Source organism: Candidatus Oscillochloris fontis (assembly GCF_004138135.1).
Classification (GTDB): domain Bacteria; phylum Chloroflexota; class Chloroflexia; order Chloroflexales; family Chloroflexaceae; genus Oscillochloris; species Oscillochloris fontis.
The window spans coordinates 176,926-191,519 of record NZ_RYFD01000002.1; the positions used below are offsets into that span (position 1 = coordinate 176,926).

General features: G+C 62.9%; 12 protein-coding genes. 4 read left to right on the forward strand and 8 right to left on the reverse strand.

Annotated elements, in window-relative coordinates; all coding sequences use genetic code 11:
- Window positions 1-143 precede the first annotated feature (143 nt).
- From phnC to EKD03_RS01875, 3 genes are read left to right on the forward strand one after another with little or no spacing between them, the layout of a single operon-like run.
- Window positions 144-932, forward strand: coding sequence for a phosphonate ABC transporter ATP-binding protein (phnC, locus tag EKD03_RS01865; protein ID WP_129626708.1), 789 nt, complete (start codon window positions 144-146; stop codon window positions 930-932).
- Window positions 919-1,707, forward strand: coding sequence for an ABC transporter permease subunit (locus EKD03_RS01870; protein ID WP_129626710.1), 789 nt, complete (start codon window positions 919-921; stop codon window positions 1,705-1,707). The genes phnC and EKD03_RS01870 overlap by 14 nt, the downstream gene beginning before the upstream one ends.
- Window positions 1,707-2,531 (forward strand): PhnE/PtxC family ABC transporter permease, encoded by an 825-nt coding sequence (locus tag EKD03_RS01875; protein WP_129626712.1) that lies wholly within the window; start codon window positions 1,707-1,709, stop codon window positions 2,529-2,531. The genes EKD03_RS01870 and EKD03_RS01875 overlap by 1 nt, the downstream gene beginning before the upstream one ends.
- A gap of 14 nt (window positions 2,532-2,545) precedes the next feature.
- Here the strand turns inward: EKD03_RS01875 and EKD03_RS01880 are convergent, their stop codons facing one another.
- The 6 genes from EKD03_RS01880 to EKD03_RS01905 all read right to left on the reverse strand — a co-directional run bounded on the left by EKD03_RS01880 (window position 2,546) and on the right by EKD03_RS01905 (window position 9,853).
- Complete coding sequence (locus tag EKD03_RS01880; RefSeq protein WP_129626714.1) at window positions 2,546-4,003, reverse strand: o-succinylbenzoate--CoA ligase; 1,458 nt, start codon at window positions 4,001-4,003, stop codon at window positions 2,546-2,548.
- Between the two features lie 2 nt (window positions 4,004-4,005).
- Entirely contained in the window at window positions 4,006-4,911 is a 906-nt protein-coding gene (locus EKD03_RS01885; RefSeq protein WP_129626716.1) for a 1,4-dihydroxy-2-naphthoate polyprenyltransferase, read from the reverse strand.
- Between the two features lie 149 nt (window positions 4,912-5,060).
- Window positions 5,061-5,888, reverse strand: a complete 828-nt coding sequence (gene menB / locus EKD03_RS01890) for a 1,4-dihydroxy-2-naphthoyl-CoA synthase (RefSeq protein ID WP_129626718.1) — start codon at window positions 5,886-5,888, stop codon at window positions 5,061-5,063.
- Between the two features lie 10 nt (window positions 5,889-5,898).
- On the reverse strand, window positions 5,899-6,696 hold the full coding sequence (gene menH / locus EKD03_RS01895; RefSeq protein WP_129626721.1) for a 2-succinyl-6-hydroxy-2,4-cyclohexadiene-1-carboxylate synthase: 798 nt from the start codon (window positions 6,694-6,696) through the stop codon (window positions 5,899-5,901).
- A complete protein-coding gene (gene menD, locus EKD03_RS01900; RefSeq protein WP_129626723.1) occupies window positions 6,696-8,435 on the reverse strand; it encodes a 2-succinyl-5-enolpyruvyl-6-hydroxy-3-cyclohexene-1-carboxylic-acid synthase in 1,740 nt (579 codons plus the stop codon). Before menD ends, menH begins: the two co-directional genes overlap by 1 nt.
- Window positions 8,432-9,853 (reverse strand): isochorismate synthase, encoded by a 1,422-nt coding sequence (locus EKD03_RS01905; protein WP_129626725.1) that lies wholly within the window; start codon window positions 9,851-9,853, stop codon window positions 8,432-8,434. Before EKD03_RS01905 ends, menD begins: the two co-directional genes overlap by 4 nt.
- Before the next feature lie 335 nt (window positions 9,854-10,188).
- On the opposite strand from EKD03_RS01905, the gene EKD03_RS01910 reads away from it, so the two are divergent.
- Window positions 10,189-10,881, forward strand: a complete 693-nt coding sequence (locus EKD03_RS01910) for a hypothetical protein (RefSeq protein WP_129626727.1) — start codon at window positions 10,189-10,191, stop codon at window positions 10,879-10,881.
- Here the strand turns inward: EKD03_RS01910 and EKD03_RS01915 are convergent.
- Window positions 10,878-11,687, reverse strand: coding sequence for an enoyl-CoA hydratase/isomerase family protein (locus EKD03_RS01915; RefSeq protein ID WP_129626729.1), 810 nt, complete (start codon window positions 11,685-11,687; stop codon window positions 10,878-10,880). The genes EKD03_RS01910 and EKD03_RS01915 overlap by 4 nt on opposite strands.
- A gap of 16 nt (window positions 11,688-11,703) precedes the next feature.
- Complete coding sequence (locus EKD03_RS01920) at window positions 11,704-14,526, reverse strand: helicase (protein WP_129626731.1); 2,823 nt, start codon at window positions 14,524-14,526, stop codon at window positions 11,704-11,706.
- Window positions 14,527-14,594 lie beyond the last annotated feature (68 nt).

Sequence of the window (14,594 nt, forward strand, 5' to 3'; positions counted from 1 at the left end):
GTTTTGACGCCAAGACGCCAAGACGCCAAGCCTTCAAGATAAACACCCATCAAAACCTTTGCGTCTTTGCGCCTTTGCGTCAACCAAAGGCTTTGTTTACCCCAAGGGTGAACAGTTACCTACTCCACCCGAAGGAGACTCCGATGCACCTGCTCCAAGTGGACTCGCTCACCAAGCGCTATGGCCACGAGACCCTCGCACTGAACGAGATCAGTTTTGATGTGCGCCCCGGCGAGTTTGTGGCCATCATTGGCCCCTCTGGGGCGGGCAAATCCACGCTGCTGCGCTGCCTCAATCGGCTGATTGACATTAGTAGTGGCCAGGTACACTTCGATGGGGTGAATGTCTCGTCGCTACGCGGTGCGGCCCTGCGCCGTCAGCGCACCCAGATCGGGATGATCTTTCAACACTACAACCTCGTCAACCGGCTGAGCGTGATCGAGAACGTGCTGCACGGACGGCTGGGCTATAAGGGCACCTTCGCGGGCATCCTGGGCCTCTATAGTGAGCAGGAGAAGCAGGACGCCGTGCGCATCATCGAGAGTGTCGGACTGGGCGAGCAGATCTACAAACGCTGCGACCAACTCAGCGGCGGGCAGAAGCAGCGCGTCGGGATTGCGCGGGCACTGGTGCAGCAGCCCAAGATGCTGTTGTGTGACGAGCCGATTGCCTCGCTTGACCCCAATTCTTCCAAGATCATCATGGATACGCTGCGCGAGATCAACCAGAACCTCGGCATTACCGTGCTGGTCAATCTGCACCAAGTAGATGTGGCCCTGCGCTATGCCGACCGCCTGATCGGGATTAAGCGCGGCCAACTCGTCTTTGATGGCGACCCCAACCTCATCACTGACCACCAGATCCATCAGATCTACGGCTCCGAGTCGGGTGATCTGATGCTCAACCCGCGTGAACGTTATGCAGCCGCTTGACATCTTCCAACTCCGCCGCCGCCACGCGATCTTCTTCTTTCTCGTGCTGGTCGCGCTGACCTACGGGGCCGTCTTGGTGACGGAGTATGATACGGTGCGCGGCTTGACCGCACTGCCACGCGCCGCAACCTGGGCGGCGAGTAACTTTGTCCCCGATGCGGAGGCCTTCCGCCGCCTACCCCGCATCCTCGCCAAGTTGCTCGATACGGTGCTGATGGCGATCTCATCGGCAACGGTGGCCTCGGCATGTGGGTTGGTGGTGGCGCTGATGGGGGCCACGACGACGCGCTTGCACCCCTGGTTGAGCCTGCCTGCCCGTGGGATTGCCAGCGTCTTCCGCAATATTGATGTGTCGGCCTGGGCACTCATTCTGCTCTTCTCGTTTGGCCAAAGCTCCTACACCGGCTATTTTGCCCTCTTCTTTGTCACCTTCGGCTTCATCGTGCGCGTGATGATCGAGACCATAGACGAAGTCAGTACCGATTCGGTCGAGGCGCTGCGGGCGACCGGAGCGGGCTACCTGGCGATCATCAGCCAGAGCATCATCCCGGCCTGTCTGCCGCAACTGATCAGTTGGGTACTCTTCATGATCGAGACCAACATCCGCAGCGCCACCCTGGTCGGTATTCTCACCGGCACCGGGATCGGCTTTGCCTTCGACCTCTACTTCAAGAGCTTCAACTACAGTTCGGCCAGTCTGGTGGTGCTCGTGATTGTGGTAGCCGTATTGTTGATAGAATCGCTATCGAATGCCATCCGACGGGCGGTGTTGTAATGGCAGTAACGACTCACTCTGGGCGTATTCGGGTGCGCCCGCTCACCAAGGCTAACCTGAGCATTCAGGTGACATTGATCGGCCTGACGCTGCTGACAATCTATAGCTTTACCACCTTTGACGCCCGCAATATCAATCTCGTCGAGGCGCTGGGCGAGATGTTGAACAGCTTTCGCCTACTCTTCTTCGAGCCGCACCTAAAGAATACCGGCTGGGTTGAGTTGTGGCACGTCCTCTTGGTGACGATAGGGCTAGGCTTTCTGACCACCATTTTCGGCGCGATCATCGCCTTCTTTCTGGCGCTGCTGGCGGCCCAGAACCTCGCCCCGCGCTGGCTGGCCCAGGTGATCCGCGCTGGCACCGCCGTTGTCCGTGCCGTCCCCACCGTCCTTTGGGTACTCTTCTTTGCCGTCTCGGCGGGTCTCGGCAGCGTCGCCGCTGTCCTCGGCATGACCTTTCACTCGGCGGGCTACTTGATCAAAGCCTACTCTGAGTCGTTCGAGGAGATCGAACCGGGGGTGCTCGAAGCCCTGCGGGCGAGTGGCGCAAGTTGGTGGCAGACGATCTTCCAGGCGGTGTTGCCCGCCTCTGCCTCGGCGCTGCTCTCGTGGACCTTTGTGCGCTTTGAGATCAACTTCTCGACTGCGATTGCCATGGGCGCGACGGCGGGTGCCGGTGGGATCGGCTACAACATGTTTATGGCGAGTGTCTATTACCTCGATCTGCGCGAACTCGGCGCACTAAGTTATGCCATCTTGCTCTTCGCCATGCTGCTAGAGTGGCTGGCCACCCGGATGAAGGCGAATTTGGGAGCGAAATCGTGAGAGGTTACACTTCGTCACCCCATCTCCTCGCGCAACCGCGCCCGCTGCAACTTGCCCGATGCGGTACGTGGGAGCGCCTCGCGCACTACAATGTCGCGCGGCAGTTTGTAACTGGCAAGCCGCTCACGCACAAAGGCGAGCAGTTCGGTGGCCGCAACCGGCTGCCGCAGCACCACCGCCGCCACCGGGCGCTGCCCCCACTGCGCATCGGGCATGCCCACCACCCCCGCCTCCACAACGGCGGGGTGAGCCAGGAGTGCCGCCTCGACCTCCGCCGGGTAGATGTTCTCGCCCCCGGAGATGATCAGGTCGCTGCGGCGCTCGACCACGTACAGGTAGCCCTCGGCGTCGCGGTAGCCCAGATCGCCCGTGTGCAGCCAGCCGCCGCGCAAGGCCGCCGCGCTGGCTGCGGGTTGCCCCACATAGCCGCTAGTGATGGTCGGGCCACTCAGCAGGATCTCGCCCACCTCGCCCGCTGCCGCCTCGCGCTCCACGGTGCCGATGCGTAGCCCCACTGGCAGGAGCGCGTGCCCCGCCGAGCCGAGTTTGCGCAGCGCGTCACCGGGGGCCAGCGTGGCCGCCTGCGAGGCACTCTCGGTCATGCCGTAGGTCTGGGCGACCGGCACGCCCATAGATGCGCAGCGCTCCAGCAGCGGGCGCGGGGCCGGGCCACCGCCGAGCAGCGCACAGCGGAAGTGCTGCGGGTAGGGCGTTGCGCCACGTGCATCGAGCATGCGTTGCAGCGTCGTGGCCACCACGGAGATGATCGTGACCCGTTCGGTTTCGATGGCGGTATTGACCGCATGGGCCTCGAAGCGTTCGTGCAGCACGATTGGGATGCCATAGATCGCCCCGCGCAGAATAATTGCCAGCCCGCCAACATGGAACAGGGGCAACACGGCTAGCCAGCAGTCATCGGCGTGCAGTCCCAGGTTGAGTGCCGAGGCAGTCGCGTTCCACCAGTGGTTGCCGCAACTGAGCATAGCGCCTTTGGGGCTGCCGGTGGTGCCGGAGGTGTAGATGATGCTGTGCAGGGCGTTCAGGTCAAGATGCCGGGTTCCTCCCCCCAGCGGGGGGAGGTTAGGCGGGGGGAGATCATCCACGCCGTGGCTCCCCCCAGGCACGCTAAGGTGCGCCGCAAGATCGCGGTGCGCGGCATCATAGAGTAGTGCCCGCGCACCACTATCGTTCAGTTGAAACTGTAACTCGCTCGCCGTCAGCCGGGTGTTGAGCAGCACCAGTGCCGCGCCGCAGCGCGGCGCGGCGTGGATCAGGCTGACATATTCAACCGAATTGCGCGCCAGCACCGCCACGCGCTCGCCCGGTTGCAGCCCCAGCGCCACCAACTGAGCCGCCAGCAGGTTGGCGCGCTGCTCAAGTTCGGCAAATGACCAGCGCCCAGCGGCGCTGATCAGTGCAGTACGTGCAGGATGCGCAGCGGCACGCTGGGCGAGCCAATCAGGAATGTGCATGGTTATCCCAACAACAGCCCCAAGGTCAACAAGCTACCAAAGATCAGATGCAAGCGCCCGGTGTCGCGCAGGGCCAGATTGAGCGTCTTACCGCGCTGCTTGCCCACCCGATCCAGCAGGTTGAGTCCTATCGGTGCGCTGATCCAGGTGAGTAGCACAAAGGGCGACGCGCCACCCCACATCCAGGGCAGTGCGGCGGTCAGGTAGGCCATGAGTACCAGAATGGCAAACTCGCTGCGCGCAAAGAGTTCACCATAGATCACCGCCAGCGTGCGCTTGCCCACCCGCTTATCGGTGGGGGCGTCGCGTAGGTTATTAACCACCAGAATCGCGGTGACGAGCATGGCGACCGGGAGTGCGGCCAGGAAGGCGACCAGACGGAACTCAAGGGTGTGCAGGTAGTCGGTGCCAACCACAGCCACGATGCCAAAGAAGATGAAGGTGAAGACATCGCCCAGGCCGTTATAGCCGAGCGGGTAGGGGCCACCCGTGTAGAGGATGCCCGATGCAATCGAGAGCAGCCCGATGAGCAGAATCGGCCAGCCGCCGACCCAGATCAGGTAGGCTCCGCAGAGGGCAGCCAGCCCGAAACTGGCCAGCATCGCCGCACGCACCGTACCGGGGGGCACCAAGCCACTCTGGGTGACGCGCGTTGGCCCCAGGCGGTCGGGGGTGTCGGCCCCCTTCTGGTGGTCGAAGTAGTCGTTGGCCAGGTTGGTGCCGATCTGAATCAGCAGGCTGGCAAAAAAGGCCGCGAAGAAGGCTCCAATATTGATCTTGCGATCCGCGAGTGCGGTGGCGGTTCCCACTAACACCGGCACAACCGCAGCGGGGAGCGTGGGGACGCGGATGGCCATCAGCCAGACCTTGAGCGGGCTGAGTTCGGCAGTTTCGGTCGTTGAGTGCATGGATCAATACCTTATGCTGGGGTAACTTTTCACACTTCTCCTAGCATCCAGATTTTGACGCAAAGACGCCAAGACGCAAAGCCTTCAAGAGAAACCCCTATCACAATCTTTGCGTCTTTGCGCCTTGGCGTCAACACGAGGATTCTGTTCTACGGATAGCGCCGGAAGCGCCGGAAGTTGGGCTTACGCTTCTCCAGGAACGCCTTCTTACCCTCCTGGGCCTCTTCACTCAGATAGTAGAGCAGCGTGGCATCACCGGCGAGTTGCTGCAACCCGGCGTGGCCGTCGGCGGCGGCGTTGATGGCCGCCTTGAGGAAGCGGATGGCCATGGGACTCTTATCCAGAATCTCGCGTGCCCACTGCACCCCTTCATCCTCTAGGCGCTCTAGCGGCACCACCGTATTCACCAGCCCCATGTCGAGCGCCTGCTGGGCGTTGTACTGGCGGCACATGTACCAGATCTCACGCGCCTTCTTGTCGCCAACCATGCGGGTGAGCAGGTTGGAGCCATAGCCAGCATCGAAACTACCCACCTTCGGCCCGGTCTGGCCAAAGATCGCGTTCTCCGCCGCAATCGTCAGGTCGCACACCACATGCAACACATGCCCGCCACCAATCGCGTAGCCCGCCACCAGCGCGATGACCGGCTTGGGAATGACGCGGATCAGGCGTTGCAGATCGAGGACGTTCAGGCGCGGTACCTTATCGCCCCCGACATAACCGCCCTCCCCGCGCACACTCTGGTCGCCGCCGGAGCAGAAGGCCATGTCGCCCGCGCCGGTAAAGAGGATCACCCCGATGCTCTCATCATCACGGGCAAGGGAGAATGCCTCAAGAAGCTGGGTGGTGGTCTCCGGGCGGAAGGCGTTGCGCTTCTCAGGCCGGTTGATGGTGATCTTGGCGATCCCCTCACCACCAGCGTCGTGTTCGTACAGAATATCGCTATAGTTACCGACGTTCTTCCACTCGATGGGCATGGACGCCTCCTTATTGCTGGGCTTCGTTTGGGTTCAATTCCGTCAGAAATCCTACCACAAGTTGGGCAAAGGCTTGGGGCTGTTCCAAATGAATGGCATGGCCAACATCGGGCATGTTCTCATGGCGTGCATTGGGCATCAACTCGACCATCTGCTGGTTGATGCGGGTGAATTTGTGATCGAGCATCCCGCTGATGAGCAGGGTACGCATGGGGAGCGTGTTGAGCCGATTCCAGAGCGACGCTTGGCGGCCAGTCCCCATATTGCGCAACGCAGCGGCCAAGCCCTCTGGGCGGCAGCGCAGGCGGCGCGCATAGAGCGCGGCGCGGGTGGCGGCGGGCAGCCGCGCTTGGTTGGCAAAGAGGGCAATATTCTGCCAGTAGTCGGCGAACCAGGCAATGCCCCGGCTGGTAATCTGGTCAGCCAGATCATCATCGGCGGCGGCGCGCGCCACCCGCTCGGCGGGATCGGACAACCCCGGCGAAGCGCTCTCTAGGATCAGGCTGCGGATGCGCTGGGGGGCGGCGGCGGCGAGGTGCAACGCCACCCGCCCACCCATTGAGTAGCCCAGCAGATCGATCTGCGCCAGCCCCAGATCATCAAGCGTGGCCAGCAGATCATCCACACAACGCGGCATGGTGCGATCTGTCAGCGCAGATGCCCGCCCATGCCCCGGCAGATCGACCGCAATCACGCGGCGGTACGGAGTCAGGTGCGGAATCACCTCGGCCCACTCTTCGGCACTCCCTGTAAAACCGTGCAACAACACCAGAACCGGGCCATCACCATAACTATCCAACGGATACATCAGCGCAACCCCGCCCTCTCCAGACGTTCGGCAACCAACGGCCAGATCGCCCGGTGGTCACGCACATTGCGGGTACGCTCAGTACGCACCTCAACGATATGTAGGCCCGCGCCATCCACTCCCCGCAGCACGCCATGGCGGAAGGTGGCCCAGTCTTCGGCGCGGGTGTAGTGGGCAGCATAGCATGCCGCCAGCGGTTCAAAATCGAGGCCGTGCGGTGTGCCAAAGAGCGTCTCGAACTGATCGCTCTCGCTCGCCTGGGGCAAAAAGGAGAAGATGCCGCCACCATCATTGTTGATCAGCACGATGGTGGCGCTGAGGGCGTGCAGTTTGGCCGCCAGCAGGCCGTTCGAGTCGTGGAAGAACGAGAGATCACCCGTAACAAAGACCACTGGCCCGTAGCCACCCGCTGCTAACCCCAGGGCGGTCGAGGTGAGGCCATCAATCCCGTTGGCCCCGCGATTACCGAGCAGACGCAGTGGGGTTTCACTGGGCGGGAAGAAGGTGTCGAGGTCGCGGATGGGCATCGAATTGGCCGCAAACAGCGTCGCATTGGCGGGCAGGATACGCGCCAATGCAGCAAACACCCCCGGCTCACTGATCTGCTCCTGGCCGCGCAGATGCTCGGCAATCACCGCCTGGGTACCTCGCTCCGCCTCGATCCAAGCCGCGCTCCATGCCCCAGCGGGGCGCGGTTCGGGCAGCGCCGCCGCGAGGCGCAGACAGAGATCGATCTCATCGGCAAAGAGGTGCTGGGCCGCCAGACTGGTCGGTTCGCGCCAACCGGCCCCACCGTCAACCACGATCTGGCGCGGTTGGGGGCTGCGGGTGAGGAACTGGAGCAGCGGCTTGGCGGTGGGCATCGCGCCCAGCCGCAGCACCAGATCGGGGCGGTAGCGCGCCGCGAAGTGCTCATCGCGCAGGAAGGCATCATAGCCTCCGATCACCAACTCGTGGACATGCGCGCCACAACGCACCTGGGAGATCGGATCGGCCAACAACGGCCAACCGAGCCGCTCGGCCAGTTGCGCGGCTGCCGGAGCCAGCGCCGGATCATCCTGGGGGCCACAGACGATCATGCCGCGCTCGGTAGTTTGCAGCAGCGCAGCCAGATCGGCAATCTGCTGCGCATCGGCGCGGCGTGGCGCAACCTGCACCTGGGGCAACGGGGCCGGATCAGCAAAGAGCGCCGCCAAGCGGGAACGATCCGGCAGCAGTGGCTCGCGCAGCGGGCAGTTGAGATGCACCGGTCCAGCCGGTGCGCCCCTGGCTGCCGCAATCGCCCGTGCCACCAGCGACTGTAGGTAGGGTAAGAGACCCTCGGTTGGCACCGGCAGATCACTGGCCCAGCGCGTATTACCGCCATACATCGCAATCTGATCGATCGTCTGGGGGGCACCATTATCGCGCAACTCGTGGGGCCGGTCAGCGGTGAGCAGGATGAGCGGCACCCGCGCAAGATGCGCCTCGGCAACAGCGGGCCAGTAGTTGGCCGCCGCCGTCCCAGAGGTACACAGCAGCACCACCGGGGCGCGCCGCGCACGCGCCATCCCCAGCGCGAAGAAACCCGCCGAGCGCTCATCATAGTGCATCCAGATGCGCGCCTGCGGGTGGCGCGCCGCCGCCAGCGCCAGCGGCGTACTGCGCGAGCCGGGGCTAATCACCAGATCGGCGGCTCCGCCGCGCACCAGGCCATCAATCAGCGTCGCCACCCAATCGGTAAGGAGTGCCTGACTCATGCGCCACCTCCCAGCGCACTCAGCATGGGGCGCAACTTCAACTGCGATTCCTGCTCTTCACGCGCCGGGTCAGAACCAGAGACAATCCCACAACCCGCAAACAGTGCCGCCTCGCGCTTACTCACCAGCGCCGAACGCAGCGCCACCGCAAACTCACCCTCACCACGCGCATCGAGCCAACCCACCGGCCCGGCATACCAGCCGCGATCCAAGCGCTCATTGGCCCTGATCCACTCCAGCGCCACATCGTTGGGCTTGCCCCCCACCGCTGGAGTCGGGTGCAGTGCCGCCACCAGATCAAGCACACTCCGCCCACCGGCGATGCGCCCGGTAACGGGGGTAAAGAGGTGCTGGATATTGCGCACCTTCATCAGCACCGGCTCACTCGGAGCCTCAACGTGGCTACACACATTGCCCAAGGCACTGCGGATCATCGTCACCACCAGCGCATGCTCGCGGCGATCCTTCTCACTATTCAGCAACGCCGCACCCAGGCGATCATCATCTTCGGGCGTGGCCCCACGCGCCATCGAACCGGCCAGGCCACTCGCCGCAACCACCCCACCGCGCAGGCTCACCAAGCGCTCCGGCGAAGCGCCCAGGAAGGCGCGGCCACCGTGCGCCACCGCAAAGACGAAGGTATCCGGGTACTCGTTACGCAAGCGTTCAAGGGCAGCGGGAATATCGAAATCCTGCTCGGACTGCAACCGCACCTCGCGTGCCAGCACCACCTTCTCCATCTTCGCCGCCCGCAGATCGGCCACCGCCTCGGCCACAATCGTGCGCCAGGTACTCGCAGGCAGCGCCTCCTCCACCGGCAGCGCCTCGGCGGGGTGGGCGGCGCGCCACGGGCCACCCAGCAGATCGCGCAGACGGCGCGCCGCCGAGAGGTAGAGATTCACCGAGGAGGTTTCGGGGCCAACCAGACCGTTAAACGTAAGACTCGCCAGATCACCCTGACGCGCCAAGATCATACGCGGCAGGAAGAGCAAGCCATCGGGGAAATCGGCCCACAAGCCACTCGTCGGACGCAACGGATCAAAGGCAAACCCCGCCGCCGCCACCGGGCCAGCAAAGGGCAGATTGGGGTCAGCATCAATACAAGCATGCGCAACCAAATCACGCCACGCCGCCGCCGCACTCACAAAACGGCCCTCACCACTCGCCGCAATCTCCCAGGCGGCCCCCAGGCCCGTCACCGCCAACCCCTGGCTGGGTTGGCTCCAGAAGAAGCGATTATGGGTTGCCCCCACCGCGCGCGCAAAGAGTGCGAGGGGATCATCGGGGCTAACCGGGGCGCTCACACTGACCAGCACCGGGCGACCCAGTTGGCGGGCGCGCTGGCGGGCAAGTTCGGCCATCTCTTCCATACGCCGCACATGGCGCAGGGCAGCCGTAGCAACACGAACGTGGATCATGGGCAGTCCATCCCTGGTAGTCTTGTGGTAACGTCATTCCTATTATACCAAGGTGAAAGATACTGTAGAGACGGCCCGGCGGGCCGTCTTAGAGCATGGGCAAAGTCCTTGCGGCTTCGCCGCTTGGGGCTACGCCCCAACCCTAATTTTTGTTGTGTGTTGGCGGCTACGCCGCCAACACACAACAAAAAAATATCTTCGGGGGCGGCTGCGCCGCCCCCGAACCCCCACCGGAGGTGACTTTGCAGACGCCCCCCGAACCACCACCGTACTCTACTCACAGAAGCGTGTGTATGTGTATAATAGAGGGTAGTATAAACATAGAGGAATCTTGCATGCTCACCTATGAGAATTTTGTATCCATCCTGCTCGCCAGTATTGAGGAGGCCGAAATCAATATCGCCTATACTCAAGAACTGATAGACACCCACGCGCTTGGGCGCAGTCTGAGTATTACCTGCCTCCCCGATGGTGTCGAAGATCATCAGGAGCCGATTGAACCAGGCTTGCGAGCAGTCGTGGCGTTCCGCTGGTCGCCAGAGTTTACAATCTTCTCGCTACGTGGCAGCGCTTCCCTGGATAATATCGAGCGTTTTGTAGATGAACGCCTCTATGCAAACCCGCTCAGTGGCCCTTCACTTGATGTGGAGGTAACCTACCACATCCCACTGACCCAAGAGCAGCAGCGGGATGTGAATGGATTGCCGGGTTTGGCTAATACGATCCACGAGATCTATGCTGCATTGGCAATCTCGGAGGATAGTATGCGCGTGAGTAGCCAGATCTCGTTTCTGGTTGGGCGAACCCCCAAGGTTGATAGTGTCCAGGCTGTTCGGGTCTGGAGCATTGATGATGCGCTGTATGATCCCGAACTGCTGGCTGTGGTCTTTGAGGAGTTGTGTAGCGAACTCCGTGCGATGCTGGAACTACTGCACGCTCACTATGAACTCTCGACCGATGAGGAGATTGCTAACCAAAACGAGATGTTGGCGCAGGATCGTCAATACCTCAAGCCACCTACGGCCTAGACCATCCGCTGCACCAGGAGCGCGGGGAAGATCGGCTCCTCCTTAGCCGCAAAGGCCGCGAGACCGATCTGGTAATCCTCAGACGTAATCACCGCTCGCATCGCGCTGGTCTCATAGCGCTGGCCCTGTTCCAACGAACTCTCAAGGCCAATATCTATCGCCGCCTTGGCATAGGTGACGGCGAGTGGGCTGCGGCGAGCGATCAGTGCGGCGAGTTCCTGTGCCATCGAGAGCAGCCGGTCGGCTGAAGTAACTTGGCTGACCAAGCCCCACTCCAGCGCCACATCGGCCCCAATCCGTCGCCCAGTGAAGATCAACTCTTTGGCGCGTGTCGCCCCGATCAGGCGCGGCAGGCGTTGGGTGCCCCCGGCCCCCGGAATGACGCCCAAGCCGACTTCGGGCAAGCCAAACTCAACATGATCGGCGGCCAGACGGAAGTCACAGGCTAATGAGATCTCACAGCCACCGCCCAACGCGATCCCATTGACCGCCGCAATGGTGGGGATGGCCATCCGCGCCAGGGTGTTACCACAATCGTTGATGGCGCGGTTATGCGCCCAGCGGCCTGCTGCGTCAAGGGAGGCTCGCTCCTTCAGATCGGCTCCGGTACAGAAGGCCCGCCCGCCCGCTCCGGTGAGAATCAACACCCGCGCCTCTGGGTCGGAGCCAACCGCATTGAGCGCCGCCAACAACTCGCGAGTCAGTTGAACCCCCATCGCATTCATCCGCTCCGGGCGGTTGAGCATGATAATCGCAATATGATCGGTTATCGTCAGCGTCAGTTGCTCATAGCTGCTTGCTTGCATGATTTCAACTCCTATCTTAGATCTCTTCATCAGGTTGTTCTTCGGCCTCAATTCGGCGTACCAAACTCACCGTCGTATCAATCGTCAAGGCTCCATAATCAGGAAAGTGAACCACCAGCAGTTCACGATCATGATCGAAGCGACTTGATCGCACCTCACCGAAGCCCCATGGCGTACAGAAGATCTGATCGCCAGCGTGAAAGCGTGGCGGGCCGGGGGCGCTGGGGGCAACTGGCAGCGCCACTGGAGGCGGACGGTGCTGTTCGCGTTGCTCGCGCATCCGGCGCAACCGCGCCACCATCGCCGCTGCGTCGGGCAGCGGTTCAGGGGGCGGCGGCGGGGGCGGGGCGGCCTCCGGCACAGCGGGGGGTTCGGGGGGGGCAACCCGGCGACCACGCGGCTTAGGTGTGGCTGGCGGAGCCACGGGTGGTTCGGGGTCGGGTACGCGGCGACCACGTGGCTTGGGCGGGCGCTTGGCCGGTTCAGCGGGGGGTGCGGGTACCTGAGCCGCCGGGAGCGCGGGAGGTTCGGGGTCGGGCACACGACGACCACGCGGCTTGGGCGGGCGCTTGGCCGGTTCAGCGGGGGGTGCGGGTACCTGAACCGCCGGGGGTGCGGGGGGTGCGGGTACCTGAACCGCCGGGGGTGCGGGGGGTGCGGGTACCTGAACCGCCGGTTCAGTGGGGGGTGCGGGTACATAGGCGACCAGTTTCGGGGCTACCTGAAGCGGCGGGGTAGGCAATACTGGCGGTTCAGGCTCCACGTTGCGCGGCTCGCTAAAGGCTTGGCGTTGCGGTGGCGGCGTATGCCAGCCCCCCAAGAGCGCCAACATCCAATCCATATCCACCCGCGCCAGCGGCTCCAGCAACGTATCGCTGCGCGAATCGAGCGCGATATCGTAGGCCAGCGGGAGCAGATCTTCAAGCTGGGTATAGAGCCAGAGCGCTAGGCCATTCCCACCGGGTTGGGCGTCAACCAGATAGAGCCGCTGCGCCTCCGCATCATAGGCGGGCACCAGATCGGTAAGACCCAGCAACGTGCGCAAATTGAGCGCAAACGCAAGTGACCACCCGATCATCTGACCGAGCGGTTTCATGGTCAGGGGCAGATCGATCCACAACGCCGGGGCACCCCAACTCGTCGCCAGTGGCGGATTCAGGTTGAAATCCAGCGCGGGTGCTGCGCCAACCACCTCGCGGTAGGCATAGATCTCCTCATCAATCATCACCCGGCCCCAGGCCACCTCGCAGCCGTGCAACATCCGGCGCGCCCGACAATCACGCACCCGTACTTGGCAGTGCCGCAGCGGGAAGGTACGGCGGTCATCAAGTGCCAGCCGCAGGGTCAGTTGCAACTCCTGATCATCGCGGGCGATCACGCGGTAGCCCCCGCGCACGGGTGGCAAGGCCGCATCAGCAAACGCCCAACGATCAAAAGACGCCGAATCGAGCATGGTGAGCGTTTGGCCCCGTTCATCAAGAATACGGGTAGCAGGCACCCCCGCCGCACACAGATCGAAGTCTGAATAGGGATCGGTAGCGCTAGAGAGCGGCTGCCATGTCGGTTCATGATCGGGGAGCTGCGTCAATTGCTGATGCGCCTCCAGGCGATTCATAATCGAAGCCACCTGCCATGCCTCAACCTCCGTCGCCGTGATCGGGCGCTCACTGGCGGCACACAGCAGGTGTTGGGCCAACACATACGCATTGGCGGGAGCCGCCAACCAGACCGGCGCTGGATCATCAAGCCAGGGTAAGTGGGCTGGTTCGCGTAGCGCCAGACGCAACAGAGTACGCTCGGTCGGATCATCAGCTAAGATCTGAATAATCACCTGCGCACCACTCTCAATCGCCTCACGCAGCGCCGCCGGGCCAACCATCACCCCGGTCAAGATCACCACCGAGGCATCTTGCAAGCTACGCCCAACACTGACACCGCGCACATCACTCCCCAACACCGTGCGGAAGAGCGGCGTCTCCAGATCAGACGTGAGCAGATGCACCGCCAACCCGGCGCGCTGCAAACCCAGCGCCATCTCCACCGTCTCACGCAGGCGATCCGTCCCCACCCGCCAGAGTGCCAGACTCACCCGTGGGCGAGGCACATCATCCACAGGAATCATGCGCCACTGACGCCCCAAACAGAGTTCGAGCACCGCATGGGCCTGCTGGGTATCCACCACCGACGCGCCAAAGAAGGGCGACATGGCGGTTGCGGTGAGCCGCTGTGTACGCAACAGCAGGCTGGTGAGATGCGCCGCCGCCACCCCCGTATAGCGATGTGCATCGGCGATGAGCACCAATTGCAGCCGCGACCAAAAACCCAGCCATGCCCGGTCGTGGTGGCGCAACATGCGTTCGTGGAGCGCGGTTGGGGTGGTCACCACCAAGCGAGCGTGAAAGGCGGCGCGCACATGCTCGCCCTGCGCCGCCGCAACCGGCAAGGGCGGGGCGAGCGTCGCCGTAAGGCGGCGCAATTCGGCGAGATGCAGGGTGGCAGCGGCTTCATCGGGGACGAGCAGCAGTGCGGTGGCGGGCTGATCACCATGCAACAACTCAAGTGCCAACAAGTGCAGCGTCTGACGCAGGTTCGCCCCACCACCAACGAGAAGAAAGGGTTCCCCACGCCGCAACGCCGAGACCGAGAGCGACTGGTGTTGGCGAAAGGGTTGTCCGGTCAAGCCAATCCACGCCTGCGCCAGCCGCTGATTGATTGACAAGTGGCTGATCCGCGTTCCGGGGCGCTGGGGGAGATGGCGCAGCGCTAAGAGCGGATTGACCTCCCCGCGACTGCGCTGCCGAGCTAGGTTGTGGAGCACCTCAAGAATATCGGTAGCCATGGCTGATCATTTGCGCAGATCCCCAGGAAGGATAGGGGTTGTATTGTAGCATACAGGGAATGTGCAAA

Excerpts from the sequence above, each read along its gene's own strand:
- phnC (WP_129626708.1), top strand. The coding sequence starts at position 144 with ATGCACCTGCTCCAAGTGGACTCGCTCACCAAGCGCTATGGCCACGAG.
- EKD03_RS01870 (WP_129626710.1), top strand. The coding sequence starts at position 919 with ATGCAGCCGCTTGACATCTTCCAACTCCGCCGCCGCCACGCGATCTTC.
- EKD03_RS01875 (WP_129626712.1), top strand. The coding sequence starts at position 1,707 with ATGGCAGTAACGACTCACTCTGGGCGTATTCGGGTGCGCCCGCTCACC.
- EKD03_RS01880 (WP_129626714.1), bottom strand. The coding sequence starts at position 4,003 with ATGCACATTCCTGATTGGCTCGCCCAGCGTGCCGCTGCGCATCCTGCA.
- EKD03_RS01885 (WP_129626716.1), bottom strand. The coding sequence starts at position 4,911 with ATGCACTCAACGACCGAAACTGCCGAACTCAGCCCGCTCAAGGTCTGG.
- menB (WP_129626718.1), bottom strand. The coding sequence starts at position 5,888 with ATGCCCATCGAGTGGAAGAACGTCGGTAACTATAGCGATATTCTGTAC.
- menH (WP_129626721.1), bottom strand. The coding sequence starts at position 6,696 with ATGTATCCGTTGGATAGTTATGGTGATGGCCCGGTTCTGGTGTTGTTG.
- menD (WP_129626723.1), bottom strand. The coding sequence starts at position 8,435 with ATGAGTCAGGCACTCCTTACCGATTGGGTGGCGACGCTGATTGATGGC.
- EKD03_RS01905 (WP_129626725.1), bottom strand. The coding sequence starts at position 9,853 with ATGATCCACGTTCGTGTTGCTACGGCTGCCCTGCGCCATGTGCGGCGT.
- EKD03_RS01910 (WP_129626727.1), top strand. The coding sequence starts at position 10,189 with ATGCTCACCTATGAGAATTTTGTATCCATCCTGCTCGCCAGTATTGAG.
- EKD03_RS01915 (WP_129626729.1), bottom strand. The coding sequence starts at position 11,687 with ATGCAAGCAAGCAGCTATGAGCAACTGACGCTGACGATAACCGATCAT.
- EKD03_RS01920 (WP_129626731.1), bottom strand. The coding sequence starts at position 14,526 with ATGGCTACCGATATTCTTGAGGTGCTCCACAACCTAGCTCGGCAGCGC.